General features: G+C 67.8%; 24 protein-coding genes. 7 read left to right on the forward strand and 17 right to left on the reverse strand.

Annotation, left to right across the window (positions count from 1 at the left end):
• Window positions 1–82 precede the first annotated feature (82 nt).
• The 9 genes from VDQ83_RS09455 to ndk all read right to left on the reverse strand — a co-directional run bounded on the left by VDQ83_RS09455 (window position 83) and on the right by ndk (window position 8703).
• Window positions 83–1300 carry a molybdopterin molybdotransferase MoeA gene (locus tag VDQ83_RS09455; protein ID WP_455434722.1) on the reverse strand — a complete coding sequence of 406 codons (1218 nt, stop codon included), beginning with the start codon at window positions 1298–1300 and terminating at the stop codon, window positions 83–85.
• Window positions 1297–1902 carry a molybdenum cofactor guanylyltransferase gene (mobA, locus tag VDQ83_RS09460; protein WP_455434723.1) on the reverse strand — a complete coding sequence of 202 codons (606 nt, stop codon included), beginning with the start codon at window positions 1900–1902 and terminating at the stop codon, window positions 1297–1299. The genes VDQ83_RS09455 and mobA overlap by 4 nt, the downstream gene beginning before the upstream one ends.
• Before the next feature lie 5 nt (window positions 1903–1907).
• On the reverse strand, window positions 1908–3305 hold the full coding sequence (der, locus tag VDQ83_RS09465) for a ribosome biogenesis GTPase Der (protein WP_455434724.1): 1398 nt from the start codon (window positions 3303–3305) through the stop codon (window positions 1908–1910).
• A 16-nt stretch (window positions 3306–3321) separates the two neighbouring features.
• Window positions 3322–4677, reverse strand: a complete 1356-nt coding sequence (gene bamB / locus VDQ83_RS09470; RefSeq protein WP_455434725.1) for an outer membrane protein assembly factor BamB — start codon at window positions 4675–4677, stop codon at window positions 3322–3324.
• Entirely contained in the window at window positions 4677–5315 is a 639-nt protein-coding gene (locus VDQ83_RS09475; protein ID WP_263394658.1) for a YfgM family protein, read from the reverse strand. The genes bamB and VDQ83_RS09475 overlap by 1 nt, the downstream gene beginning before the upstream one ends.
• 64 nt (window positions 5316–5379) lie before the next feature.
• Complete coding sequence (locus VDQ83_RS09480; protein ID WP_455434726.1) at window positions 5380–6261, reverse strand: helix-turn-helix domain-containing protein; 882 nt, start codon at window positions 6259–6261, stop codon at window positions 5380–5382.
• Window positions 6258–7049: a type IV pilus biogenesis/stability protein PilW gene (locus VDQ83_RS09485; protein WP_455434768.1), complete on the reverse strand. Its 792-nt coding sequence runs from the start codon at window positions 7047–7049 to the stop codon at window positions 6258–6260. The genes VDQ83_RS09480 and VDQ83_RS09485 overlap by 4 nt, the downstream gene beginning before the upstream one ends.
• Window positions 7050–7062: 13 nt before the next feature.
• Complete coding sequence (gene rlmN, locus VDQ83_RS09490; protein ID WP_455434727.1) at window positions 7063–8268, reverse strand: 23S rRNA (adenine(2503)-C(2))-methyltransferase RlmN; 1206 nt, start codon at window positions 8266–8268, stop codon at window positions 7063–7065.
• A 9-nt stretch (window positions 8269–8277) separates the two neighbouring features.
• Window positions 8278–8703: a nucleoside-diphosphate kinase gene (gene ndk, locus VDQ83_RS09495; protein ID WP_002812972.1), complete on the reverse strand. Its 426-nt coding sequence runs from the start codon at window positions 8701–8703 to the stop codon at window positions 8278–8280.
• 217 nt (window positions 8704–8920) lie between these two features.
• Here ndk and VDQ83_RS09500 point away from each other — a divergent pair, with 217 nt between their 5' ends.
• The 3 genes from VDQ83_RS09500 to VDQ83_RS09510 all read left to right on the forward strand — a co-directional run bounded on the left by VDQ83_RS09500 (window position 8921) and on the right by VDQ83_RS09510 (window position 13370).
• The gene (locus VDQ83_RS09500) at window positions 8921–9553 is read left to right on the forward strand and encodes a TetR/AcrR family transcriptional regulator (RefSeq protein WP_263394660.1); all 633 of its coding nucleotides are present in this window, start codon (window positions 8921–8923) and stop codon (window positions 9551–9553) included.
• A 77-nt stretch (window positions 9554–9630) separates the two neighbouring features.
• Complete coding sequence (locus VDQ83_RS09505; protein ID WP_455434728.1) at window positions 9631–12003, forward strand: 3-hydroxyacyl-CoA dehydrogenase/enoyl-CoA hydratase family protein; 2373 nt, start codon at window positions 9631–9633, stop codon at window positions 12001–12003.
• A 161-nt stretch (window positions 12004–12164) separates the two neighbouring features.
• Window positions 12165–13370 (forward strand): acetyl-CoA C-acyltransferase, encoded by a 1206-nt coding sequence (locus tag VDQ83_RS09510; protein ID WP_455434729.1) that lies wholly within the window; start codon window positions 12165–12167, stop codon window positions 13368–13370.
• Between the two features lie 252 nt (window positions 13371–13622).
• On the opposite strand, the gene galU is transcribed toward VDQ83_RS09510, so the two are convergent.
• From galU to cmk, 8 genes are all read right to left on the reverse strand, one after another.
• Entirely contained in the window at window positions 13623–14504 is an 882-nt protein-coding gene (gene galU, locus VDQ83_RS09515) for a UTP--glucose-1-phosphate uridylyltransferase GalU (protein WP_263394663.1), read from the reverse strand.
• On the reverse strand, window positions 14504–16414 hold the full coding sequence (locus VDQ83_RS09520; RefSeq protein ID WP_455434730.1) for a polysaccharide biosynthesis protein: 1911 nt from the start codon (window positions 16412–16414) through the stop codon (window positions 14504–14506). The genes galU and VDQ83_RS09520 overlap by 1 nt, the downstream gene beginning before the upstream one ends.
• 17 nt (window positions 16415–16431) lie before the next feature.
• Window positions 16432–17403: an MraY family glycosyltransferase gene (locus VDQ83_RS09525; protein WP_455434731.1), complete on the reverse strand. Its 972-nt coding sequence runs from the start codon at window positions 17401–17403 to the stop codon at window positions 16432–16434.
• Entirely contained in the window at window positions 17404–18582 is a 1179-nt protein-coding gene (gene lapB / locus VDQ83_RS09530; protein ID WP_263394666.1) for a lipopolysaccharide assembly protein LapB, read from the reverse strand.
• Between the two features lie 6 nt (window positions 18583–18588).
• Entirely contained in the window at window positions 18589–18888 is a 300-nt protein-coding gene (locus VDQ83_RS09535; RefSeq protein WP_455434732.1) for a hypothetical protein, read from the reverse strand.
• An 84-nt stretch (window positions 18889–18972) separates the two neighbouring features.
• Window positions 18973–19278, reverse strand: a complete 306-nt coding sequence (locus VDQ83_RS09540) for an integration host factor subunit beta (RefSeq protein ID WP_010342890.1) — start codon at window positions 19276–19278, stop codon at window positions 18973–18975.
• A gap of 78 nt (window positions 19279–19356) precedes the next feature.
• Window positions 19357–21036 (reverse strand): 30S ribosomal protein S1, encoded by a 1680-nt coding sequence (gene rpsA / locus VDQ83_RS09545; RefSeq protein ID WP_263394668.1) that lies wholly within the window; start codon window positions 21034–21036, stop codon window positions 19357–19359.
• A gap of 238 nt (window positions 21037–21274) precedes the next feature.
• Window positions 21275–21946, reverse strand: coding sequence for a (d)CMP kinase (gene cmk, locus VDQ83_RS09550; protein ID WP_455434733.1), 672 nt, complete (start codon window positions 21944–21946; stop codon window positions 21275–21277).
• 172 nt (window positions 21947–22118) lie between these two features.
• Here cmk and ykgO point away from each other — a divergent pair, with 172 nt between their 5' ends.
• From ykgO to VDQ83_RS09570, 4 genes are all read left to right on the forward strand, one after another.
• On the forward strand, window positions 22119–22244 hold the full coding sequence (gene ykgO / locus VDQ83_RS09555) for a type B 50S ribosomal protein L36 (protein WP_005913193.1): 126 nt from the start codon (window positions 22119–22121) through the stop codon (window positions 22242–22244).
• Between the two features lie 128 nt (window positions 22245–22372).
• Window positions 22373–22699 (forward strand): hypothetical protein, encoded by a 327-nt coding sequence (locus tag VDQ83_RS09560; protein WP_263394670.1) that lies wholly within the window; start codon window positions 22373–22375, stop codon window positions 22697–22699.
• 117 nt (window positions 22700–22816) lie between these two features.
• A complete protein-coding gene (locus VDQ83_RS09565) occupies window positions 22817–23854 on the forward strand; it encodes an agmatine deiminase family protein (RefSeq protein WP_455434734.1) in 1038 nt (345 codons plus the stop codon).
• A 291-nt stretch (window positions 23855–24145) separates the two neighbouring features.
• On the forward strand, window positions 24146–25048 hold the full coding sequence (locus VDQ83_RS09570) for a carbon-nitrogen hydrolase (RefSeq protein WP_263394672.1): 903 nt from the start codon (window positions 24146–24148) through the stop codon (window positions 25046–25048).
• Window positions 25049–25057 lie beyond the last annotated feature (9 nt).

Below are 25057 nucleotides of genomic sequence, written 5' to 3' on the forward strand. Positions count from 1 at the left end.
CGGCTTAGGCAGCGCGACGCTCCGCAGCCCGCGCTCGTCCTGACGCGCTCACCTGCCCCTGCCCGGGGACCGCACACGTGACTCAGTACGCGAACACCTCGACCACTTCGCCGGCCTCGAACTGGCGCGCGCCCTCGTCCAGGCGCAGCAGCACGTCGCTGTCGGCGGCGCCGCGCAGGCGATGCGAACCGTCGGCCGGGTTCGGCTCCACCCACAGCTGGCCGTGCGCGTCGCAGCGCATGCGTCCGCGCAGGAATTCCAGGCGGTCGTGGCGCTTGTTCCAGCCCGAGGCCAGCCGCGCGCGCCATTGCGGCCGCGGCTCGGCGCGCTGTTGCAGCGCGTCCAGCAACGGCCGCCCGATCGCCAGGAAGGTGGCCAGCACCGACACCGGATTGCCGGGCAGGCCCAGGAACAGCGCACGGTCCAGCTCGCCGAACAGCAGCGGCATGCCCGGGCGCATCCGCACCTTCCAGAAATGGATGCGGCCGCGCTCGGCCAGCAGCCGCGGCAGGTAGTCCTTCTCGCCGGCGGACACGCCGCCGCAGGTCAGTACCACGTCGAACGCCGAGGCGGCATCGCTCAGCATGCGTTCGATCCGCTGCGGATCGTCCGGCAGCGTCGGCCACGCGGTCGGCTCCAGGCCGAGCAGGCGTAGCTGCGCCATCAGCATGTCGCGGTTGCTGTTGTAGATCTGCCCGGGCTTGAGCGGCATGCCCGGTTCGACCAGTTCGTCGCCGGTGGCGAAAACCGCCACTGTCGGCCGCGACGCCACCGCCAGCTGCGCCACGCCGAGCGCGGCGGCCAGGCCGATCCGCGACGGGGTCAGCGCCACGCCTGCCTCGAGCACGCGCTCGCCGGCGCGCACGTCCTCGCCGCGCGTGCGCACGTGCGCGCCGGCGACGAGCGCGGCCGGCACCTGCACCTGGCCGTCGCGCTCGATCACGTTTTCCTTGATCACCACCGTATCGGCACCGGCCGGCAGCGGCGCGCCGGTGGTGATGCGCAGGCACTCGCCGGCGCCGATCGCCTGCCGCAGGTCCTCGCCGGCGAACTGCTCGCCGGCCAGGCGCAGCAGGCTCGGCGCATCCGGATCCAGATCGGCGTGACGCAGCGCGAAACCGTCCATCGCGCTGTTGGCGAACGGCGGCAGGTCGATCGGCGCGTCCAGCGGCGCGAGCAGGATGCGGCCGTCAGCGCGCGGCAGCGCCAGGCGTTCGGCCGGCAACGGGCGCGACTGGGCGACGGCGGCGACGATGGCCAGCGCCTCGGAATAGGCGATGCGGGTGGGATAGTCGTTCATGGCGCCGGCAGGATACCTGCTGCGTGCAGGTCCTGCGGCGTGTTGAGGTTACCGAGCGTCACACCCGGCAGGCGTACGCGGACCATCGCCAACTGCTGCTGCAGGATGCTCGGTGCGTAACGCGCCGTCGCCAGCGCCCTCGCCAGCGCGGGACGCAACGCGTCGAGGCGATACAGCGCCACCAGCGGCTGCACGCCGTCGTCGTCCTCGGCATAGGCGCCGGCACCGGGGCCGCTGGCGGCGATCAGCTTGGCCAGCAATGCAGGCGGCAGCCGGCACAGGTCCACCGGCAGGGTCAGCAGCCAGGGCGTCGCGCAGACTGCGGCCAAGGCATCCAGGCCCGCGATCGGCCCCAGCGAACGTTCGGCGCCCGCGGGCGCCACGAGCCGATCGGGCACCGCGCGCAATCCGGCGGCGGCATAGCGCGGCAGCATGCGGTTGGCGCTGACCAGCACCGCCGCCACCGACGGCGCCAGCGCTTGCGCCAGGCCCAGCACCAGCGGTTGCCCGTCGCGTTGCAGCCAGGCCTTGTCGCGGCCGCCCAGGCGTTGCGCGCGGCCGCCGGCCAGGATCCCCAGCGTGACCTCGCGCCGCGCGTCCATCCGCGCTACTTGCCGCGGACGTGCTTCATCAGGCGCCGCTTCTTGGCGACCTGGCGCTCGGTCAGCACGTTCTTCTTGCCTTCGTACGGATTGGCGCCTTCGCGGAACATGAAGCGCACCGGCGTGCCGACCAGCTTGAAGCGCTTGCGGAAGAAGTTTTCCAGGTAGCGCTTGTACGACTCCGGCAACACCTTCAGACGGGTGCCGTGGACGATGAAGGTCGGCGGATTGCTGCCGCCCGGATGCACGTAGCGCAGCTTGGAGACATGGCCGCGGATGCTCGGCGGCGGATTGGTCTCGTAGGCCACTTCCAGCGCCTGATTGACTTCGCTGGTGCTGAACACGCGGGTCGCCGAGGCATGCGCGTTGTGGATCGAGCGGAACAGCTCGCGCAGGCCGGAGCCATGCTTGGCCGAGATCCGCACCGCTTCGGCCCAGGGCACGAAGCCGAGCTTGCGCGACAGCAAGGCTTCGGCCTGCTCGCGCTGGTAGTCGGTGAGCCCGTCCCACTTGTTGACCGCCACCACCAGGGCGCGGCCGGCGTCCAGGATCGCGCCGAGCACGCTGGCGTCCTGGTCGGTGACGCCTTCGGTGGCGTCGAGCAGCAGCACCGCGACCTCGCATTGCTCGATCGCCTGCAGCGTCTTGAACACGCTGAACTTCTCCACCGCCTCCTCGACCCGGCCGCGGCGGCGCAGGCCGGCGGTGTCGATCAGCCGGTACAGGCGGTCGTCGCGCTGCAGGTCGACCGCGATCGAGTCGCGGGTGGTGCCCGGTACTTCGGAGGCGATCATCCGCTCTTCGCCGAGCAGCCGGTTGACCAGCGTCGACTTGCCGACGTTGGGACGGCCGACGAAGGCGATGCGCATGCGCGCCGGATCGGTGTCCAGCGTCGCGCCGGCGCCCTCTTCGGGCAAGCGCGCAAGCACTTCCTCGAGCAGGTCGTCGATGCCGTGGCGGTGCGCGGCGGAGACCGCGATCGCCTCGCCCAGGCCGTAGCGCGCGAACTCGGCGCGGACCTGATCCTCGTCGGTACCGTCGATCTTGTTGATCAGCAACAGCGTCGGCCGCGCCAGCTTGCGCAGCCAGGCCAGGATCTCGTCGTCGAGCGACGAGGACCCTTCGCGGCCATCGACAACAAACAGCACCAGGTCGGCTTCGCCGGCGGCAGAGCGCGCCTGGTCCGCAGTGGCGCCGGCCAGGCCTTCCTCCTCGCCGGAGATGCCGCCGGTGTCGACGATCACGAACGGGGTGTCCGGCTCCAGCCGGCAGACCCCGTAGTTGCGATCGCGGGTGACGCCGGGCTGGTCATGGACCAGCGCGTCGCGGCTGCGCGTGAGCGCGTTGAACAGCGTGGACTTGCCGACATTCGGCCGTCCAACCAGGGCGACCAGCGGCAGCATCGCGAATTCCCTTCCTTTATTGACCCAACCGGAACGCGGTCAGGTCGCCTTTCGTGTTCTGGACCAGCAGGATGCCATCGGCTACCACCGGCTGCGCTACCAGCGCCTTGCGTCCCACTCGCTCGCGTGCGGCGATCTCGCCGTTGTCGAGCTTCAACCAATGCAGATAACCCTTGTAGTCGCCGACCACGGCGTAGTCGCCCTGGATCGCCACGCCGGTCAACGAGCGCCGCGCCAGCGCCGGCTGCGACCAGGTCGCCGAGCCGGAGGCCTTGTCCAGCGCCCACACCGAACCGGCGTTGTCGGCTACCACCACGCTGCTGGAGCTGACGCCGACACCGCCGGCGCTGCCATGGTCGCGGGTCCACAACGGACGCCCGCTCGGGCCTTCCAGCGCCACGGTCTGGTTCTTGAAGCTGGCCGCGTACAGGGTGGTGCCGTCCAGCACCGGCGCGCCGTCCACGTCGGACATGCGCTCCAGCTCGGTACGGCCTTCCGGCACGCCGACGGTCTGCTCCCACAGCACGCGCCCGTCCTGCATCGCCAGCGCCGCCAGCGTGCCGTCGTCGTTGCCGACGAACAGCACACCCGGACCGGACACCACCGGCGCGTTGCCGCGCACGGTCAGGGTCGGCAGTTCCTGCGTGTGGAACCAGCGCTGCTGCCCGGTGCCCGCGTCGAACGCGGTGACGTGGCCGTCGTTGCTGCGCACGAACACCATGTTCTGCGAGACCACCGGCGCGGCGATCACTTCGTTGGGGACCTTGGCGCGCCACTTCTCGGTGCCGCTGGCGGCGTCGAGCGCGACCACTTCGCCATTCAGGCCGCCCACCACCACCAGCCCCTCGCCCACGCCAGGACCGCCGGCGAAGCGCGGCAGCGGACGGTTCTTCTCCAGCCGCTTGCGTTCCTTGGCCTGCTGCTTCTCGTTGCGCAGGCGCTGCTTGTAGGCGGCGCGCTCGTCCTTGGTCAGGCCCTTGCTGGACTCGCCCTCGACCTGGCTCTCCGGCTGCTCCTGAACCTGCGACAGCCGCTCCTTGCGCGCCTTCTTGGCGTCGTATTCCCACAGCGTCTTGCCGGTCTGCAGGTCCAGCGCGTAGACCGAACCGGAGGTCGCGGCCAGGTACACCTTGCCTTCTGCCACCGCCGGATGCTGGCGCACGCCGATGCGCTGCTCGCCCTTGCCGGCATCGGTGGACCACAGCTTGGCGACCTTCACCGACGGCTTGAAATCGACCAGCTCGGCCGGCTCGGCGGCCTTCTTGGCGGCCGCATCCTTGCCCGCGAACCAGCCCTTGACCGTGCTGCAGCCGGACAGCGCCAGACCCAGCAGGGCGACTGTCGCGATGCGCTTGAACATGACTACCTTCATCAGATCGGCTCCGCAGGATTCGGCACGGTGCCGCCCGCATCCATCAATTTCGTTTCCAGCAGTCGCCGTTGCGGCGCCGCCACGTCCAGGGTGGTCAACGACTTGGCGTACGCATCGCGTGCCGCATCGCGCTTGCCCTGCGCAATCAGCGCATCGCCGCGGATTTCCAGGCTCTGGTTGTCGTCGGCCGAGGCCAGCAGCTTCAGCGCTTCGTCGCTCTTGCCGGTCTGGATCAGCAGCCGCGCCACGCGCTGGTCGACCAGCAGCTTCAGTTCGCCCTCGGTCTTGAGCCCGCGCAGCGTCGCCAGGGCCTGGTCGTACTTGCCGGCGTCGGCATGCGCCTTGGCCAGGCGCAACGCGGCTAGTTCGGCATAGATGTTGGCCGGGCCCTGCTGCAGCGCCGCCATGTCCTTGCCCGCCTTATCCAGCTGGTTGGCCTGGATGCTCTTGAGCACGGCGTCGTAGCGGGCATTGGCCTGCGCCAGGTCGCTGGAATGCTGCTTGGTCCACCACTGCCAGCCAATGATCGCGCCGATGCCCAGGGCAATGCCGCCGATCAGGCCGGCGCCGTTTTTCCTGAGCCAAGTGCGGACGCGTTCGCTTTGTTCGTGCTCGTCGAGCAGGTCGTCGATCGCCATGCGTACTCTCGCCCCGCCGCAACGACGGGACATGGAATGTTGAGATTGAGGAACCGCGCCGCCGTCACTCGGACGCTGGCACCACGGAACCGTCAGAGGATACCGCAAAGCGGGCCACGTTCGCGCGCTTGTACGGGGTCAGATCCACGGTACTACCGGATTGCTGAACCTGGACCGCCGACGCATTGCCGAGCACGATGCGGCTCACCTGGCCCGGCGCGTAGTCGCGCTTCTCGCCCGCTTTCAGCAAGGCTTTTTCCAGCGGCGTGCCGTCGGCCGCGATGATCTGCACCCAGCTGTCGCCCTGGAACGACAGGCTCAGGCCGGGCTTTTGCGCCGTGCCGGACGCGCGTTCGGTTTCGCTGGAGACGCGCGGCAGCGGGGTCAGCGAGGCGATATACGGCGCGGCGCTGGGCGCGGCGCGGTCGACCGGCGCGGCGGCCGCGGCGTGGTTGCCTGCGCCGGACGGCGCAGGCTGTGCAACGTCGCCCGGGGCAGCCGGCACCACGTCCAGCGACGCGGTGCTCGGGCCGTCCTCGGCGAAATGGGTACGGGTCGCATACCAGACCGGCACCGCCAGCCCGGCGGTGATCACCACGTACACCAGGCGCCGGGTGGCGCTCTCGAGCATGCGCCGCAACGGCGGCGTATGGGTGTGGCTGATCAGTTCCACCGGCTGCACCGGCGCCAGGTGCGCACTCTCCAGCAGCGGCTCCAGATCCACCTTGAGCAAACGCGCGTAGCTGCGCAACTGCCCGCGCACGAACACCGGCGCGCCGAGGCGCTGCCACTGCTCCTCTTCCAGCGCACGGACCACGTGCACCGGCATGCGCAAGCGGTTACCGACGTCGTCGATGCTCAGGCCCGCCGCTTCGCGCGCTTCGCGGAGGTGTTGTCCGCAACCTTTGGCGCCGTCGAAAGCGTTCGGATTGGAATCGCTGATCACAATGCACTAGCCCCGGGAGTCGTGGTCGCGGCGTCGGGAAACTCCTTGCGCAACCGCTGTTGGTAACGGCCGGCGGCAGCCCTGTCGCCCAGCCCTTGTTCAATCTGAATAGCAAGTTGTAACACGGATGCGGTGGCCGGCGCAGCCGACAAACGCCGTTCGGAGAACGCACGCGCCTGGAAAAAGCGCGCCTGCGCCGCTTCGTCGCGCGCCATCGCTTCCAGCGCGTACGCGTTGCCCGGCTCCAGCGCCAGCGCCTTGCGCAGGTCGCGCGCGCCGCGTTCGCGCTGGCCGATCTGCAGCGCGCAACCGCCGGCATTGGCCAGGGCCGACGCCGGCGTGGCGTAGTCCGGCGCCGCCAGGGCGCGGTCGAACCATTGCAGCGATTCGGCGACGGCGCCGTTGGCGCATAGCCAGGCGCCGTAGTTGTTCAAGGTCTCGCCGCGGTTCGGCGCCAGCTCGGCGGCCTTGCGGTAGTGCTCGCCGGCCGCGGCGGCATTGCCGCGGCGGTCGGCGACGACGGCCAGCAAGGTCTGCGCCTGCACCGAATCCGGCGCCAGCGCCAACGCCTTGCGCGCATGGTCCTCGGCGCCGGCCAGATCGCCGCCGCTGAGCCGGTTGCCGGCCAGGCCCAACTGCTCCTGCAGCGCGTAGCGCGCCTTGACCGCACCGTCGTCGCGGAAATCGTAGTCCGGCGCTACCTGCTCGACGCTGCGCAGCTTGCCCGGCGTGCTGCTGCGCCCGGCACAAGCCGACAGCGCCAGCAGCGCCACGCTCAATCCGGCGATGGCCAGAGGATGGCTAGGCCGCCGCATCCCGGTCCGCCCGCGTCTGCAACTCGCGCTGAAAGTCGGCCTGGCGGCGCGTGCGGTCCATGACCTGCCCCTTGAGCTGGCCGCAGGCCGCATCGATGTCGTCGCCGCGCGTGCGTCGCACCATGGTCAGCACCTGCGCATCGAGCAGGATCTTCTGGAACGCGCGGATCTCGGTATCGCCGGAACGCTCGTAGCGCGTGCCCGGGAACGGATTGAACGGGATCAGGTTGACCTTGCCCGCATCCTTGGCCTGCACCGCATTGTCGAACTGGCGCATCAGCCGCGCCAGCTGCCGCGCGTGCTCGGGCTGGTCGTTGATGCCCTTCATCAGCGTGTATTCGAAGGTCACCGACTCGCGGCGCTTGTTGGCGCGCAGGTAGCGCGCGCAGGCGGCCATCAGTTCGGCGACCGGGTACTTCTTGTTGAGCGGCACCAGCGTCTCGCGCAGCGCGTCGTCGGCCGCGTGCAGCGAAACCGCCAGCGACACATCGCTCTCGGTGGACAGGCGATCGATCATCGGCACCAGGCCGGAGGTCGACAGCGTCACCCGCTTGTTGGCCAGGCCGTAGCCCAGGTCGTCGCGCATCACGCTCATCGCGCGCACGACGTTGTCGAAATTCATCAGCGGCTCGCCCATGCCCATCATCACCACGTTGGTGAGACGGCGCTGCTGGTGCGGCACATTGCCCAGGTGCCGCGCCGCGACCCACACCTGGCCGATGATCTCGGCGGTGGACAGGTTGCGGTTGAAGCCCTGGGTGGCGGTCGAACAGAACGTGCAGTTCAGCGCGCAGCCGACCTGCGACGACACGCACAGCGTGCCGCGGCCCTTGTCGGGGATGTACACGGTCTCGATCGCGTTTTTGCCGTCGGTGCCCATGGCCAGCAGCCACTTGTGGGTCCCGTCGGTGGACGGCTTGTCGAACACGATGTTGGGGACGACGACCTCGGCATGCTGCTGCAGCTTGGCGCGCAGCGCCTTGCCGAGGTCGGTCATCTGGTCGAAGTCGGTGACGTAGCGGTGGTGGATCCACTTCATCACCTGGTGGGCGCGGTAGCGCGCTTCGCCGAGGGTCTCGGCGAAGAAACGCTCCAGCCCCTCGCGATCGAGGTCGAGCAGGTTCTGCTTGGTCGTGGCGCCGGTCCGGATCGGATCGGCGAGCGCCAACGGAGTGTGGGCGACCTCGTTCACGATGACCTCTTAGCGCGAAACCACTTCGGTTGCGGCGAAGAAATACGCCACTTCGTTGGCGGCGTTCTCGACCGAATCGGAACCGTGCGCGGCGTTGGCGTCGATCGAGTCGGCGAAATCGGCGCGGATGGTGCCCGGTGCGGCATCCTTCGGGTTGGTGGCGCCGAGCAGGTCGCGGTGCGCGGCCACGGCGTTCTCGCCTTCCAGCGCCTGGATCATCACCGGGCCGGAGATCATGAACTCGACCAGCGCGTTGAAGAACGGACGCTCGCGGTGCACGGCGTAGAAGCCCTCGGCCTCGCGGCGCGACAGCTGCTTGTACTTGGCGGCCACGACCTTCAGGCCGGCCTTCTCGAAACGGGAATAGATCTCGCCGATGACGTTCTTGGCAACGGCATCGGGCTTGATGATGGACAGGGTGCGCTCCAGCGCCATGGGAAGTTCTCCGTTGGGCGGGCCACTAGACGGCCCGAGGTTAGCATGAAAAAAACCCGCGTCAAAACGCGGGCTTAGCCAGAATTGCGATGGACAATTCTATCCAATCGCAGCGGGGTTTGCACGGGCGCCGGCTGAATCGTGCTGCACCGCAACATGACGCACCGGTTGGCGAAGCCTAGACTCAAACAATCGTTTGATTGATTCCGGCGGCCGCATGGCAAAGCAAGCGCACTTCTCCACCAAGGACCGCATCCTCAGCGCGGCCGAGGAACTGTTCGCCCAGCACGGCTTCACCGGCACCTCGCTGCGCCAGGTGACCAGCCAGGCCGACGTCAACATCGCCGCGGTGAACTACCACTTCGGCTCCAAGGAAAACCTGGTCAACGAGGTGTTCCGGCGGCGCATGGACGAGATGACCGCGGCGCGCCTGGCGCAGCTGGAAGCCGCCCAGCGCCAACATCCGGGCCAGCTCGGCCCGGTGCTGGCCGCGTTCGTGGAGCCGGCGCTGGCGATGGCCCAGGACCGCCAGAGCGGCGGCGCCTTCGTGCGCGTGATCGCCCGCGCCTACGCCGAGAAGAACGACAGCCTGCGCCAGTTCCTGTCCGACCACTACGGCCATGTGCTGCGCGAATTCGGCAAGGCCATCGCCGTCTGCGTGCCCGAGCTGAGCAAGGAAGAACTCTATTGGCGCCTGGATTTCCTGGCCGGTGCCCTGACCTACGCCATGGCCGACTTCGGCCTGATCAAGCGCCCCGCCGGCGTCAGCGAAGGCGCGCACCGCGCCCACGCCGCGCGCGAACTGATCCGTTTCGCCGAAGCGGGCTTCCTGGCCCGCGCCGTGCCCTGATCCGAAAGAACCGTTTCGCTATACCCGCTGCTTCCAGACCCGAACCCGCAATCGTTGACCCACAGAGGCTGATCGCTATGTCCAACCCCCTGCTAGTCCGCCGTGCCGCCGTCCTGGGCGCGGGCGTGATGGGCGCGCAGATCGCTGCGCACCTGACCAACGCCGGCGTCGACACCGTCCTGTTCGACCTTCCCGCCAAGGAAGGCCATCCCGACGGCATCGTGCTCAAGGCCATCGCCAACCTGACCAAGCTGAGCCCGGCGCCGCTGGCCAGCCCGTCGCTGGCCGAGGCGATCACCCCGGCCAACTACGAGTCCGGCCTGGAGCAGCTGCGCGGCTGCGACCTGATCATCGAAGCCATCGCCGAGCGCATGGACTGGAAGCAGGACCTGTACAAGAAGATCGCGCCGTTCGTGGCCGATCACGCGGTGCTGGCGTCCAACACCTCCGGCCTGGGCATCAACAAGCTGTCCGACGTGCTGCCCGAGCAACTGCGCCACCGCTTCTGCGGCGTGCACTTCTTCAACCCGCCGCGCTACATGCACCTGGCCGAGCTGATCCCGGCCAAGGGCACCGACGCGGCGGTGCTGGAAGGCCTGGAAGCGTTCCTGGTCACCACCCTGGGCAAGGGCGTGGTCTACGCCAAGGACACCCCGAACTTCATCGGCAACCGCATCGGCGTGTTCTCGATCCTGTCCACCATCCACCACACCGCGCAGTCCGGCCTGGGCTTCGACGAAGTCGACGCGCTGACCGGCCCGCTGGTCGGGCGGCCGAAGTCGGCGACCTACCGCACCTCCGACGTGGTCGGCCTGGACACCATGGCTCACGTCATCAAGACCATGGCCGACACCCTGCCCGACGATCCGTGGCACCAGTACTTCGCTGCGCCGAAGTGGCTGGACGCGCTGATCGGCAAGGGCGCGCTCGGCCAGAAGGTCGGCGCCGGCATCTTCCGCAAGGTCGGCAAGGACATCGTGGTGCTGGACCTTGAGAAGCAGGATTACCGTCCGGCCGACCGCAGCGCGGCGCCGGAAGTGGTCGAGATCCTGAAGATCAAGAACCCGGCCGAGAAGTTCGCCAAGCTGCGCGAGAGCCAGCATCCGCAGGCGCAGTTCCTGTGGGCGACCTTCCGCGACCTGTTCCACTACAGCGCCTACCACCTGGCCGACATCGCCGAAACCGCGCGCGACGTGGACCTGGCGATTCGCTGGGGCTACGGCTGGTCGCTGGGCCCGTTCGAGACCTGGCAGGCGGCCGGCTGGAAGCAGGTGGCGCAGTGGATCGCCGACGACATCGTCGCCGGCAAGACCATGTCCAGCGCGCCGCTGCCGGACTGGGTGTTCGACGGCCGCGATGGCGTGCACGCCGCCGAGGGCAGCTACAGCCCGGCGCGCAACGCCAAGCTGCCGCGCTCGGCGCTGCCGGTGTACCAGCGCCAGCGCTTCCCCGATCCGCTGCTCGGCGAGAAGTTCGCCCCGGGCGAGACCGTGTTCGAGAACGACGGCCTGCGGCTGTGGCACGACGGCGACGACATCGCCGTGGTCAGCTTCAAGACCAAGATGAACACCGTCTCCGACCAGGTCCTCGACGGCCTGCAGGAAGCGGTGGGCCGCGCCGAGAAGGGCTTCAAGGGCCTGGTGATCTGGCAGCAGAAGGAACCCTTCTCCGCCGGTGCCGACTTGGCCGGCGCGCTCGGCCTGCTGCAGGCTGGCAAGGTCGATGCGTTCGAGGCGATGGTCGCCAACTTCCAGGCCACCAGCCAGCGCATCAAGTATTCGCTGGTGCCGGTGGTCGCGGCGGTGCGCGGCCTGGCCCTGGGCGGCGGCTGCGAGTTCCAGATGCACAGCGCCAAGACCGTGGCCGCGCTGGAAAGCTACATCGGCCTGGTCGAGGCCGGCGTCGGCCTGCTGCCGGCCGGCGGCGGGCTCAAGGAAATCGCGGTGCGCGCCTCGCAGGCGGCCGGTCCGGGCGGCGACGTGTTCGCCGAGCTGAAGAAGACCTTCGAGACCGTGGCGATGGCCAAGGTCTCCACCTCGGCGGCCAACGCCAAGGAACTGGGCCTGCTGCGCGGCACCGACAAGGTCGTGTTCAACAGCTACGAGGCGCTGTACATCGCCAAGGCCGAAGCGCGCGCGCTGGCCGAGGGCGGCTACCGCCCGCCGCTGCCGGCACGGCGCATCCAGGTCGCCGGCGACGTCGGCATCGCCACCTTCAAGATGCTGCTGGTCAACATGCTGGAAGGCCGCTTCATCAGCGAGTACGACTACGAGATCGCCACCCGCATCGCCACCGTGCTGTGCGGCGGCGAAGTCGATCGCGGTGCGCTGGTCGACGAGGAATGGCTGCTCAAGCTCGAGCGCAAGCACTTCGTCGAACTGGCCCAGCAGGAAAAGACCCAGGCGCGGATCGGGCACATGCTGAAGACGGGCAAGCCGCTTAGGAACTGAGATTCGGGATTGGGGAGTGGGGATTCGCGACAGCGGCTCCCCCTCTCTGCAACGATCGCCTCCAACAAATTCATCCGCCGGGCACGACGCATTCGGGTACCGGGATCCGCTCTGACGAATCCCCAATCCCGAATCCCCAATCCCGGCTTTCGGAGAAAGCCATGAGCAAACAAATCCAAGACGCCTACATCGTCGCCGCCACCCGTACCCCGGTCGGCAAGGCGCCCAAGGGCGTGTTCCGCAACACCCGTCCGGACGACATGCTGGCGCATGTGCTGCGCGCAGTAGTCGCGCAGGCGCCGGGCATCGACACCTCGCGCATCGACGATGCGATCATCGGCTGCGCGATGCCCGAGGGCGAGCAAGGCATGAACGTGGCGCGCATCGGCGTGCTGCTGGCCGGGCTGCCCAACTCGGTGGCCGGGCAGACCATCAACCGCTTCTGCTCCTCCGGCATCCAGGCCGTGGCGCTGGCCGCGGACCAGATCCGCCTGGGCAACGCCGACCTGATGCTGGCCGGCGGCACCGAGTCGATGTCGATGGTGCCGATGATGGGCAACAAGGTCGCGCTGTCGCCGAGCGTGTTCGCCGACGACCACGTGGCTATCGCCTACGGCATGGGCATCACCGCCGAGAAGGTGGCCGAGGAATGGAAGGTGTCGCGCGAGGACCAGGACGCGTTCGCGCTGGCCTCGCACCAGAAGGCCATCGCCGCGATCGCCGCCGGCGAGTTCCGCGACGAGATCACCCCGTACGAGATCCTGTCGCACCAGCCCGACCTGGCCGGCAACGTGATCGCGCTGCGCAAGCGCCTGGTCGACACCGACGAAGGCCCGCGCCCGGACAGCTCGATCGAAGGCCTGGCCAAACTGCGCCCGGTGTTCCGCAACGGCCAGTTCGGCGGCAGCGTCACCGCCGGCAACTCCTCGCAGATGAGCGACGGCGCCGGTGCGGTGCTGCTGGCCTCCGAGCAGGCGATCAAGGACTACGGGCTGACCCCCCTCGCCCGCTTCGTCAGCTTCTCGGTCGCCGGCGTGCGTCCGGAAGTGATGGGCATCGGCCCGATCGCGGCGATTCCCAAGGCGCTCAAGCAGGCCGGCCTGAGCAAGGACCAACTGGACTGGATCGAGCTCAACGAAGCCTTCGCCGCGCAGTCGCTGGCGGTGATCCGCGACAGCGGCCTGGACCCGTCCAAGGTCAATCCGCTCGGCGGCGCGATCGCGCTCGGGCATCCGCTTGGCGCCACCGGTGCGATCCGCACCGCGACGCTGGTGCACGGCCTGCGCCGCCGCCAGCAGAAGTACGGCATGGTCACCATGTGCATCGGCACCGGCATGGGCGCGGCCGGGATCATCGAGGCGCTGTAAGGCAATCACCCCTGGTGGGTTGCGTGGCGCGGGTAAGAATGCAGCCCGCCCGCGCCACCCATCCAGCCATTGCCGCCTGCGGCATCGGATTAGTCGTTCCCCGCCTGTTTGCCGATCCGCTTCACCGATCGGCAAGACGTTCGCAGGGCTGGCGCAGCAACGGAAAAGGCAGCCGAGAGGCTGCCTTTTCCGTTGCCGGCACGAGGATTCCGGCCGCGCACCGCAACGAAGCGGGCGCGGCGGCAAGCTCGGTCAGTCTTCGGCCAGCATCTGCGTGAGCTTCGCGCGCGCCGGCTTGGCCAGCTTCTTGTTCTCCAGCGCGAAGCGGATGGTCGCCTCGACCAGGCCCAGGTGGGTGCCGCAATCGAAACGGGTTCCCTCGAAGCGATAGGCGTCGACCTGCTCGCTCTTCAGCAGCGCGGCGATGGCATCGGTCAGCTGGATCTCGCCGCCGGCACCGGTGCCGGTGCTTTCCAGCAGTTCGAAGATCTTCGGACTGAGCACATAGCGCCCCACCACCGCCAGGTCGCTGGGCGCGTCTTCCGGCTTGGGCTTTTCGACGATCTGCGCGATGCGGCCCTTGCGGCCGTCGAAGGCGTCGGTGGCGACGATGCCGTAACTGGCGGTGTTCTCGTGCGGCACGTCCTCCACAGCGATCACGCTGGCGCCGCTGGCCTCGTTGAGGTCGGCCATCTGCTTGAGCGCGCCGGCGCCGCGGTTCCAGATCAGGTCGTCCGGCAGCAGCACGGCGAACGGTTCGTCGCCGATCACCGACTTGGCGCACAGCACCGCATGGCCCAGGCCCAGCGCTTCGGCCTGGGTCACGAAGACGGCGCGCACGCCCTTGGGCAGCACGTTGCGGATCATTTCCAGCAGCTCGACCTTGCCGGCGCGCTCGAGCTTCTGCTCCAGCTCGTAGGCCTTGTCGAAATAATCCGCAACCGCGTGCTTGTAGCGGTTGGTGACGAAGATCAGGGTGTCGCAACCGGCCTCGATCGCCTCGTCGACGGCGTACTGGATCAACGGCCGATCGATGATCGGCAGCATTTCCTTGGGCACCGTCTTGGTGGCGGGAAGAAAGCGGGTACCCAGACCTGCAACCGGGAAAACTGCCTTGCGGATTCTCTTGCTCATCAGAGCCTTCTGGCCTCGCGTGCGGGGAAAGGAACGATTGTAGCGGAGCTATCGTGACTGGCCTGTTGTCGCAACGGCGCGAATTCGGGCATGGTCGTGCGCAGGACTTTCTCGATGCCGTCGCTGTCGTAGTCGGCCACGGCCGCACGCAATTGCTGCAGGCCCTGCAGGATGTCTTCGCGCGAAAAGCTGCGCGCGCCGGCTTCCAGGATCTTCGGATGCGAGGTGGGACGATAGTTCTCGTCGGCATAGAACAGGGTTTCGTGCAGCTTCTCGCCCGGGCGCAACCCGGTGTAGACGATCGCGATGTCGCGGCCGGGTTGCTTGCCGGCCAGGCGGATCATCTGTTCGGCGAGCAGACGGATCGGCACCGGCTCGCCCATGTCCAGCGTGTAGATCGCGCCGTGCGACGCCGAGGCAGCGGCCTGCACGATCAGCTGGCAGGCCTCGGGAATGGTCATGAAGTAGCGGGTCACCTGCGGATCGGTCACCGTGACCGGGCCGCCCTGGCGGATCTGCTCGCGGAACAGCGGGACCACGCTGCCGGCCGAATCCAGCACATTGCCGAAGCGCACGGTGACAAAACGGGTGCCCACGGTCTGGTCGTCCAGCGACTGGCACACCATCTCCGCGTAGCGCTTGGACGCGCCGAGCACGTTGACCGGATTGACCGCCTTGTCGGTGGAGATGAACACGAAGGTCGAGACCTTGGCGGCGACGCAGGCGCGGGCCACGGTCTCGGTGGACAGCACGTTGTTGCGGACCGCCTCGCGGAACTGTTTCTCAAGCAGCGGCACCTGCTTGTAGGCCGCGGCATGGAACACCGCATCCGGCTCGGCGATGCGCATCGCATGGCGGGTCACCGCCGGATCGCCGCAGTCGCCCAGCACGCACTCGATTTCCAGGTCCGGGAAGGTTCGGTGCAGATCGGCGTGAATGGTGATCAGCGCCAGTTCGTCGATCTCCAGCAGCACCACCTTGCGTGCGCCATGGCGCGCGCACTGCCGGCACAGTTCCGAACCGATCGACCCGCCGGCACCGGTCACCATCACCGTGCGCCCGGACAACCAGCCCTTGATCAGCTTCCAGTCCGGGGTCACCGGCTTGCGCCCGAGCAGGTCCTCGATCGCGACCTCCTTCAGTTCGCCCGGCAGATAGTGGCCTTCGAGCACGTCGAGCAGGCGCGGCACGGTGCGGAACGGCAGCCCGGTGCTTTCGCAGATCGCCACCACCCGCTGCATGCCGGCCGCGTCCAGCGACGGGATCGCGATGACCAGCAGCTTGGCCGCGGTTTCCTTGGCGATCGCCCCGGCTTCGTCGATCCGGCCCAGGATCGGCAGGCCCTGCAGCTTGGCGCCGTGCAGATGGCCGGCATCGTCGACGAATCCGACCGGGTGATAGGCGCCGGAGCGGCGCAGGTCGCGCACCAGCGCCTCGGCCGCACGGCCGGCACCGACGATCAGCACGCGCCGCGCGGTCTCGTCCGAATGCGCGATCTGGTAATCCTTCCAGGCGCGGTACAGCAGCCGCGGCGCGCCCAGCAGCGCCGACAGCGCGAACGGATACACCATCAGCACCGACAGCGGTATGGAATCGAAGCGGCTGTAGGCCAGCCCCAGCACGATCGCGACCAGGCCGTAGAAGCTGGCCTTGAAGATGTTCAACAGGTCCGGAACGCTGGCGAAGCGCCACAGCCCGCGATACAGGCCGACCTTCCAGAACACCAGGCCCTGCGCCGCCAGCACGATGGCAGTATTGAGGTTCCACAACGGCAGCGGATGCTCGCCGGGCAGCATCGTGTAGCGCGCCGCATGCAGCAACTGCCAGCAGATCCAGACGATCGCCAGATCGTGGACGACCACGGAGGCCTTGGGGAACATCTCGGTAAAGCGGTCGCGGATCGAAAGCATCAGTTATCCATATGAGTTCAGCGCAATCCCTTACGCAAAGTCAGCCAAAGCGCACTTGCCGATAGATACCAGCCAAGCGCCAATGCAACCTGCCCCCCGGTCTGCAACGTTCCACCGAACCAGGCAATTGTAATCGCGACAATGCTGAACAGGGCATAGGCGAGGGTCACGACCGTATGGCTCCTGCCCGCGTGGACCCAACGTTGGTAGACATGTTGCGCGTGCGGTTGCCACCAACGTTCGCCGGCGAGCATGCGCGACAACAACGTGAAGCCGGCGTCGATGGCAAACGCCGATATCGGTATCAGCAGCAACCATGGTGTGAGCCCGGTCGCGACATTGCACAGCGCGAACAGCGCTGCGAGCAGATAGCCCAGCGCGCCGCTGCCGACGTCGCCGAGGAAGATCCGCGCCCGCGGATAGTTGAACGGCAGGAAGCCGGCGCAGGCTGCGACCAGCACCAGGCACGCCCAGCGCAGCGGTTCGGGCAGGAACCCGGCAAAACCCAGCGCCGCCAGCATCGCCTGGCTGGTCGCCAGGCCGTTGATGCCGTCCATGAAGTTCCAGATGTTGATCAGCGAGATCGTCGCCAACCAAGTCAGCGCGGCCAGCCACGGGTTTTGGTGCAATCGGTAGACAAGTGCAGTGAGCAGGCCGGCGGCGACTGCGTGCACCAGCAGCCGCAGCGCGGCCGACAGCGGGCGGTGGTCGTCCCACCAGCCGATGCCGGCGACCAGCATCAGCCCAGCAGCGAACATCGCGATGGCCACGCCCTGCTGTGGCCAGACCGAGGCCGCATAGGCGCAGGCCACCAGCACCGTCGCCACGATCGCGACACCGCCGCCGCGCGGCGTGGCCACCGTATGGCTGCGACGCTCGCCGGGAGCGTCCAGCAAGTTGCGCTTGAGGGCGTAGCGGCGCGACAGCCACGTCCCGATCGCGCTGAGCGCCGCCAGCGCCGCGAGCAGCGCCCAACCTGCAACCGGCACCTACACCACCGCGTAGTTGAGCAGCGGCTTGACCGTGCCCCACTCCTTGCAGCTCGGGCATTGCCAATGGTGGGTGCGTGCGCCGAAGCCGCAGCGCGTGCAGCGGTAGCTGGGATTGCGCACCAGCAACTGGTCGGTGATGTGCTTCAGGTCCTGCAGGGTGGCGGTGGAATCCGCGCCTTCGGCCAGGGTCAGGTCGATCAAGGCCGACTCGCCGCGTACCGAGGGCCGATCCTTCAGCTGCCGGCCGAGGTAGGCACGCGCCGCGGACACGCCTTCCTGCGATTCCATCAGCCGGGTCAGCGCCAGCACCGGGGCGATGCCGCGGTAGTGCTCGGTCATTTCCGACAGGAACGCGCGCGCGCCGCTGAGATCGTGGCCGCGCCGGTAGCAATCCATCAGCGCCGGCATGATCTCCGGCAGGTAGTCCGGGTCGTGGCGCGCGGCGCGTTCGAAGGCGCGGATCGCGGCCTCGTCGTTGCCGTCGTCCACGTCGATGCGCCCTTCCAGGATGCCGGCACGCACCGAGGTGGCGTCGGCCTGGTAGGCGCGCGCGATCGCGGCCCGCGCCAGTTCGGAAGTGCCGGATGCGCGGTAGCGGTCGGCCAGCTCGCATTCGAACTGCGCGATCAGCTTGCCCATCGGCTCGCCGGTCACTTCCTCGTAGCGAGTGGCGTTGTCGATCGCCTTTTCCCAGTCGCGCTCGGCCTGGTAGATACCGATCAGGTGCTTGAGCGCCTGCGGCGCGCGCTGGTCGATCTGCGCCAGTTCGGTGAACACGGTCTCGGCGCGGTCCAGCAGGCCGGACTTCATGTAGTCCTCGCCCAGTGCCAGCAAGGCCTGCACGCGCTGCGGGTCGCTCAGGTCGGCGCGCTGCACCAGGCCCTGGTGCAGGCGGATCGCCCGGTCGACTTCACCGCGCCGGCGGAACAGGTGGCCGAGCGCGACCTGGGTCTCGAAGGTTTCCTTGTCCAGCTCGGCGATGTGCAGGAACAGCTCGATCGCCTTGTCCGGCTCTTCGTTGAGCAGGTAGTTCAGGCCGCGGAAATACGTGCTGGAAAGCCGGCTGACCTGCGTGTCGCCATGGCGCTGGCCGCCGCGGCGGCCGATGACCCATCCGCTCAGCGCTGCCAGCGGCAGGAACAGGAAGAACCAGAACCACTCGGTCAGGAAGTCCATCGAAGATCAGCGTCCGTCCACGGGCTGGGTATAGGTCGGTACCGGCGCGACGGCCGGCGCGGAAGCGGCGACCGCGGCCTTGTTGGCGCGGCGCAGCTTGGCGTACAGCGGGATCACCAGCGCCGCCAGCACCAGGGCCGTACCGATCACCAGCCCGGCGAACAGCGAGACGATGATGGCGATACCGGAGGTGGTATGGAGGTCGGTGAAACCGAAACTGACGACGATCTGCTGCGAATTCAGCGATCCGATGACCAGACCGGCCAGCAGGAACACCAGCAATATCAGCAGACGGGCAATTTTCATGAAGGTCTCCAACGTCGGGAGACGCTAGATTAGCCGAACGGACTGGGATTCCGGAAAAAACCCGGAGTCAGGGCTTCGGTTGGCTCAGGGCGTGTCGGACTCGACCGGAACGACGCCGCTGACGCGCTCGCGCAATTCCTTGCCTGGCTTGAAGTGCGGCACGTGCTTGCCGGGAAGCGCGACGGATTCGCCGGTCTTGGGATTGCGTCCCAGGCGCGGCGGCCGGTAATGCAGGGAAAAACTGCCGAAACCGCGGATCTCGATGCGGTCGCCGCCGGACAGCGCGCCGCCCATCATCTCCAATAGCGATTTCACCGCCAGATCGACGTCGTCCGACTTCAGATGCGCCTGCTTGCGCGCCAGGATTTCGATCAGTTCGGACTTGGTCATTACGGATTCGTGCGGTGGGGTCGCAACCCGGCACGGCCCGGATGACCGGGCCGTGCCAGTAACGCTGCGTGTGGCGGATTACTCGGACTTGTTGCCGTTCAACTGCGCACGCAGCAGCGCGCCCAGCTGGGTGGTGCCGCCCGACGCGGACTGGTATTCCTCCAGCACTTCGCGCATTTCGGCATCGTCCTTGGCCTTGATCGACAGCTGCAGGGTGCGGCCCTTGCGGTCCATGCCCACGAACTTGGCTTCGATCTTGTCGCCGACCTTCAGGTGCTGGGTCGCATCGTCGACGCGCTCGTTGGCGATGTCGCGCGCAGCGACGTAGCCCTCGATGCCGTCGGCAAGGTCGATGGTGGCGCCCTTGGCGTCCACTTCACGCACCACGCCCTCGACCTTCGAACCCTTCGGATTGGCCGCCATGTACTGGCCGAACGGATCCTGCTCCAGCTGCTTGACGCCCAGGCTGATGCGCTCGCGCTCCGGGTCCACTGCCAGCACCACCGCTTCCAGCGTGTCGCCCTTCTTGAAGTTGCGCACGATGTCTTCGCCGGTGGTGTTCCAGCTGATGTCCGACAGGTGCACCAGGCCGTCGATGCCGCCGTCCAGGCCGATGAAGATGCCGAAGTCGGTGATCGACTTGATCTGGCCGGACACCTTGTCGTTCTTCTTGTGGGTGGCCGCGAAGGTCTCCCACGGATTGGCGGCGACCTGCTTCATGCCCAGCGAGATGCGGCGACGCTCCTCGTCCACGTCCAGGACCATGACCTCGACCTCGTCGCCGACCTGCACGACCTTGGACGGGTTGACGTTCTTGTTGGTCCAGTCCATTTCCGAGACGTGCACCAGGCCTTCCACGCCCGGCTCGATCTCGACGAACGCGCCGTAATCGGTGACGTTGGAGACCTTGCCGAACACGCGGCTGTTGGCCGGGTAGCGACGCGCGATGTTGTCCCACGGATCCTCGCCCAGCTGCTTCAGACCCAGCGAAACGCGGTTGCGCTCGCGGTCGAACTTCAGCACGCGCACGTCCAGCTCGTCGCCGACGTTCACGACTTCGGACGGATGGCGCACGCGCTTCCAGGCCATGTCGGTGATGTGCAGCAGGCCGTCGATGCCGCCCAGGTCCACGAACGCGCCGTAGTCGGTCAGGTTCTTGACCACGCCCTTCAGGATCGCGCCTTCCTGCAGCTTGTCCATCAGCTGCTCGCGCTCTTCCGAGTGCTCGCTCTCGACTACCGCACGACGCGAGACCACCACGTTGTTGCGCTTGCGGTCCAGCTTGATGAGCTTGAACTCCAGCTCCTTGCCTTCCAGGTAGGCCGGGTCGCGCACGGGGCGCACATCGACCAGCGAACCCGGCAGGAACGCGCGGACATCCTTGATGTCCACGGTGAAACCACCCTTGACCTTGCCACTGATGCGGCCGGTGATGGTCTCGTTCTTTTCCAACGCTTCTTCCAGCTCGTCCCACACCATCGCGCGCTTGGCCTTCTCGCGCGACAACACGGTTTCGCCGAAGCCGTTCTCGAGCGAGTCGAGGGCGACCTTGACCAGGTCGCCTTCGGCGACGTCGATCTCGCCAGCGTCGTTACGGAACTGTTCGATCGGCACGATGCCTTCGGACTTCAGGCCGGCGTTGATCACCACCACGTCGCCGCGGACTTCCACGACGACGCCGGTGACGATGGAGCCCGGCTTCAGCTTGGCCAGATTGTTTTGGCTGGCTTCGAACAGTTCGGCAAAAGATTCGGTCATTTTGAAATTACTCTAGTGGACACACGGACAGTGCGTTTCTTCTGGAAACGGCGAACTGCCCACCTGTTAGTCGGCCCAAACCGCGGCCGGGTGTGAAATGGGAAAAACCACAGCGCGGGATTGCGCGGCGGAGCTTGGAACAACGGTATTGCGGCATTACGGTGAAGCCCACTGCGGTGCAACTCGCCTCCACGGCGCCGGACCGGCACCATGCTGCCACCGATTCACGGTGCGACCCTCAGGCGGGCAGCAATTCCAGGACGCGGCCGACCACGTGGTCGATGTCCATGCCGGTGGTGTCGAGGAGGACGGCATCGTCTGCCGGCTTCAAGGGCGCCACCGAACGTTGGGCATCGCGTGCGTCGCGGGCCATGATCTCGCGCAGCAGGTCGTCGAATATAACGGAAACTCCTTTTTCCTTCAACTGGTTATGCCGGCGCATGGCGCGCTCCTCGGCACTGGCGGTCAGGAACACCTTGTATGGGGCGTCCGGGAAAATCACCGTGCCCATGTCGCGGCCGTCGGCGACCAGCCCCGGCAGGCGCCGGAACGCGCGCTGGCGCTGCTTCAGCGCCGTACGCACCTCCGGAATCGCGGCGATCGCCGAGGCCACCGCGCCGGTCGTCTCCAGCCGCAGCTCGTCGGTGGCGTCGACGTCGTTGATCCTGACCCGCAGGCCGCCGCCGGCCACGTCCTCAAAGGTCACCCGGGTGTCGAAGGTGCAGCGCACCAGCGCCGCGGCGTCGGAAATGTCCAGGTTGGCCCAACTGGCGGCCACCCCGACGGCCCGGTACAGCGCCCCGGAATCCAGGTAGTGCCAGCCCAGCTTGGCGGCCACGATGCGGCTGACGGTGCCTTTTCCGGCCCCGGACGGGCCATCGATGGTCAGGACGGGAGCGGGGTCGTTCATGCGGTTCCTTGGACGGGGGGCGGCGCATTGTAGCCCCGGTGCAGGCCGCGCTGGCGCAAGCAGTTGAAACCATGAAGAAAACCAGGCTACAATCGCCGGCTTACTGATCCAGCGACGTGGTTTCGCCACGCCGTATCCTTCTCTAATCCACAAGTTTACGCCGAGGTGTGCCATGAAAGTCCTGTCCTCCCTGAAGTCGGCGAAGACCCGTCACCGCGACTGCAAGGTGGTCCGCCGCCGCGGCAAGGTTTTCGTGATCTGCAAGTCGAACCCGCGTTTCAAGGCTCGCCAGCGCTGATCCGACGACGGCCCGCCCTGCGGCTCCGCGCGCACGGTTGCCGGTCATCGACAAAAGCCGCCTTCGGGCGGTTTTTTGTTGCCGAAGTTTGCTGTAATCGCCGTTCGTCCTCTGGGGAGTACACCGTGATGAAGCACCGTCTGTCCGCATTGCTGCTGGTCGTTCTGGGGGTTGCCGGCGTCGCCCACGCCGAGACCCTGCTGGTCGAGCGGGTCAAGCAGGAACCCGTCGCGGCGCTGCCGACGCGCGGCCTGAGCATGGGCGAGGTCGAAGCGCGTTACGGCGCCCCGCAGTCGAAGCTGGAACCGCGCGGCGGACAGAAGCGGCAATGGCCGACCATCAACCGTTGGGTGTATCCAGCCTTCACCGTGTACTTCGAAAAGCACAAGGTGGTCGACGTGGTCGCCAACAAGGCCGATGCCAACGAGGTCGGGCCCAAGCCTGCCATTCGTTAGTGCGAGTCCCTCGCAAGAGCCTGGTTTATGCGAATCCCTCGCAAGAGCCCGCACATCCATGTGCGGGATTTAAATAACAGCCTGGCTTCGGCAGGCAGCACATGAGTAGTGGTTGCAATGACTGATCGCCTTCGCCTTCCCGCGGAATGGGAGCCCCAGTCCGCCATCCTGATCGCCTGGCCGCATGCCGGCACCGACTGGGCCGAGCGCCTGGCCGAGGTCGAGGAGACCTATATCGCGCTGGTCGCGGCGATCGTGCGCTACCAGCGCGTGCTGATCTGCGTCGCCGATGCCGACCTGCAGATCTACGCCGAGGCGCGGCTGCGCTCGGCGCGGGTGGACATACAGCGCGTGCGGTTCGTCGAGGCCGAATACGACGACACCTGGTTGCGCGACTCTGGTCCGATCACACTGGCCCGCGATGGCGGCGGTTTCCAGTTGCTGGACTTCCGCTTCACCGGCTGGGGCGGCAAGTTCCAGGCCAGCCGCGACGACCAGTTGGTGAGCGCGCTTGCGGCGCAGCAGCTGTTTGCGGATAGCGATGTACGCAGCATCGACTTCGCACTGGAAGGCGGCGCGATCGACAGCGACGGCGCCGGCACCCTGCTGACCACCTGGCAGTGCCTGCACGAACGCCATCCGCAGCGCTCGCGCGAATCGCTGAGCCATGACCTGGCCGACTGGCTGGCGCAGCAGCGCGTGCTGTGGCTGGACCACGGCTACCTGGAAGGCGACGACACCGACGCGCATATCGACACCCTCGCCCGCTTCGCCAGCGAAGACGCGATCGTCTACCAGGCCTGCGACGACGCCGGCGATTCGCACTACGCCGAACTGCAGGCGATGGGCGCCGAACTGGCCGCGCTGCGCACCGCCGATGGCCAGCCGTATCGGCTGTTCCCGCTGCCGTGGGCGCAGCCGGTGCTCGACCACGGCCGGCGCCTGGCCGCGTCCTACGCCAACTTCCTGATCGTCAACGGCGCGGTGCTGATGCCGGCCTATGGCGATGCCGCCGATGCGCAGGCGCAGGCGGTGATGGCGCAGGCATTCCCGCGGCACGAGATCGTGCCGATTCCGTGCCGCGCGCTGATCTGGCAGAACGGCAGCCTGCACTGCATCACCATGCAGTTGCCCGAGGGCGTGCTGGCAGCCTGACGCTTCGGCGGGTCCGTGCCGCGACCGGAACGGGCGCGGCCTCGCCGAGACGTCCGTTACCCGCATTGCCCCGGGAACGGCCGTGCCGCCGTGCCAGGACTTCGATCCGGCGCCGCGCCGGCAGTAGCGGCGCCGACGTCACGCCTGCCCGCTGCACGAGCGACGGACGCCGCTTGCGCCCCGCTCCGCTCAGCGCGCCTTCAAGCGCCCAACGCGGCATTCATCTGCCGGGAACCTGCCGCGGCGCCATCCGCGCTACCATTCCTGCTTTCGCCGATCATCCTTCCCGCAATGAGCCGAAACACTCTTTCCGTCGCGCTGATCCAGGAGCGCAACCATGGCGATGCCGCGGCGAACCTGGCGGTCATCGAATCGCGCGTGGCCGAGGCCGCGGCGCAGGGCGCGCAGCTGGTGCTGCTGCAGGAACTGCACAACGGCGCCTATTTCTGCCAGCACGAGTCGGTGGACGAGTTCGACCTGGCCGAGCCGATTCCCGGTCCCAGCACCGAGCGCCTGGGCGCGCTGGCCAAGCGTCACGGTGTGGTGCTGGTCGCGTCGCTGTTCGAGCGCCGCGCTGCCGGCCTGTACCACAACACCGCGGTGGTGTTCGAGAAGGACGGCCGCCTGCTCGGCAAGTACCGCAAGATGCATATCCCGGACGATCCGGGCTTCTACGAGAAGTTCTATTTCACCCCGGGCGATCTCGGCTTCACCCCGATCCAGACCTCGGTCGGGCGCCTGGGCGTGCTGGTGTGCTGGGACCAGTGGTATCCGGAAGCGGCGCGGCTGATGGCCTTGGCCGGCGCCGAACTGCTGCTGTACCCGACCGCGATCGGCTGGGACCCCAGCGACGAGCAGGCCGAGCAGGAGCGCCAGCGCGACGCCTGGATCCTCAGCCATCGCGGCCATGCCGTGGCCAACGGCGTGCCGGTGCTCAGCTGTAACCGGGTCGGCCACGAAGCCTCGCCGCTGGCCGCCGATGGCGTGGTCGGCGCCGCCGGCATCCAGTTCTGGGGCAACAGCCACGTGCTCGGCCCGCAGGGCGAGTTCATCGCCGAGGCCGGCGCCGAGCCGACCGTACTGGTGTGCGACGTGGACCTGCAGCGCAGCGAGCACGTGCGGCGGATCTGGCCGTTCCTGCGCGACCGCCGCATCGACGCCTACGGCGATCTGCTGAAGCGCTACATCGACTGAGCCGCCACC

Source organism: Xanthomonas sp. WHRI 7945 (assembly GCF_035026585.1).

Bases quoted from the DNA above. Each gene is read 5' to 3' on its own strand.
- VDQ83_RS09455 (WP_455434722.1), bottom strand. From the start codon at position 1,300: ATGAACGACTATCCCACCCGCATCGCCTATTCCGAGGCGCTGGCCATC.
- mobA (WP_455434723.1), bottom strand. From the start codon at position 1,902: ATGGACGCGCGGCGCGAGGTCACGCTGGGGATCCTGGCCGGCGGCCGC.
- der (WP_455434724.1), bottom strand. From the start codon at position 3,305: ATGCTGCCGCTGGTCGCCCTGGTTGGACGGCCGAATGTCGGCAAGTCC.
- bamB (WP_455434725.1), bottom strand. From the start codon at position 4,677: ATGAAGGTAGTCATGTTCAAGCGCATCGCGACAGTCGCCCTGCTGGGT.
- VDQ83_RS09475 (WP_263394658.1), bottom strand. From the start codon at position 5,315: ATGGCGATCGACGACCTGCTCGACGAGCACGAACAAAGCGAACGCGTC.
- ndk (WP_002812972.1), bottom strand. From the start codon at position 8,703: ATGGCGCTGGAGCGCACCCTGTCCATCATCAAGCCCGATGCCGTTGCC.
- VDQ83_RS09500 (WP_263394660.1), top strand. From the start codon at position 8,921: ATGGCAAAGCAAGCGCACTTCTCCACCAAGGACCGCATCCTCAGCGCG.
- VDQ83_RS09505 (WP_455434728.1), top strand. From the start codon at position 9,631: ATGTCCAACCCCCTGCTAGTCCGCCGTGCCGCCGTCCTGGGCGCGGGC.
- VDQ83_RS09510 (WP_455434729.1), top strand. From the start codon at position 12,165: ATGAGCAAACAAATCCAAGACGCCTACATCGTCGCCGCCACCCGTACC.
- galU (WP_263394663.1), bottom strand. From the start codon at position 14,504: ATGAGCAAGAGAATCCGCAAGGCAGTTTTCCCGGTTGCAGGTCTGGGT.
- VDQ83_RS09520 (WP_455434730.1), bottom strand. From the start codon at position 16,414: ATGCTTTCGATCCGCGACCGCTTTACCGAGATGTTCCCCAAGGCCTCC.
- lapB (WP_263394666.1), bottom strand. From the start codon at position 18,582: ATGGACTTCCTGACCGAGTGGTTCTGGTTCTTCCTGTTCCTGCCGCTG.
- VDQ83_RS09535 (WP_455434732.1), bottom strand. From the start codon at position 18,888: ATGAAAATTGCCCGTCTGCTGATATTGCTGGTGTTCCTGCTGGCCGGT.
- VDQ83_RS09540 (WP_010342890.1), bottom strand. From the start codon at position 19,278: ATGACCAAGTCCGAACTGATCGAAATCCTGGCGCGCAAGCAGGCGCAT.
- rpsA (WP_263394668.1), bottom strand. From the start codon at position 21,036: ATGACCGAATCTTTTGCCGAACTGTTCGAAGCCAGCCAAAACAATCTG.
- cmk (WP_455434733.1), bottom strand. From the start codon at position 21,946: ATGAACGACCCCGCTCCCGTCCTGACCATCGATGGCCCGTCCGGGGCC.
- ykgO (WP_005913193.1), top strand. From the start codon at position 22,119: ATGAAAGTCCTGTCCTCCCTGAAGTCGGCGAAGACCCGTCACCGCGAC.
- VDQ83_RS09560 (WP_263394670.1), top strand. From the start codon at position 22,373: ATGAAGCACCGTCTGTCCGCATTGCTGCTGGTCGTTCTGGGGGTTGCC.
- VDQ83_RS09565 (WP_455434734.1), top strand. From the start codon at position 22,817: ATGACTGATCGCCTTCGCCTTCCCGCGGAATGGGAGCCCCAGTCCGCC.
- VDQ83_RS09570 (WP_263394672.1), top strand. From the start codon at position 24,146: ATGAGCCGAAACACTCTTTCCGTCGCGCTGATCCAGGAGCGCAACCAT.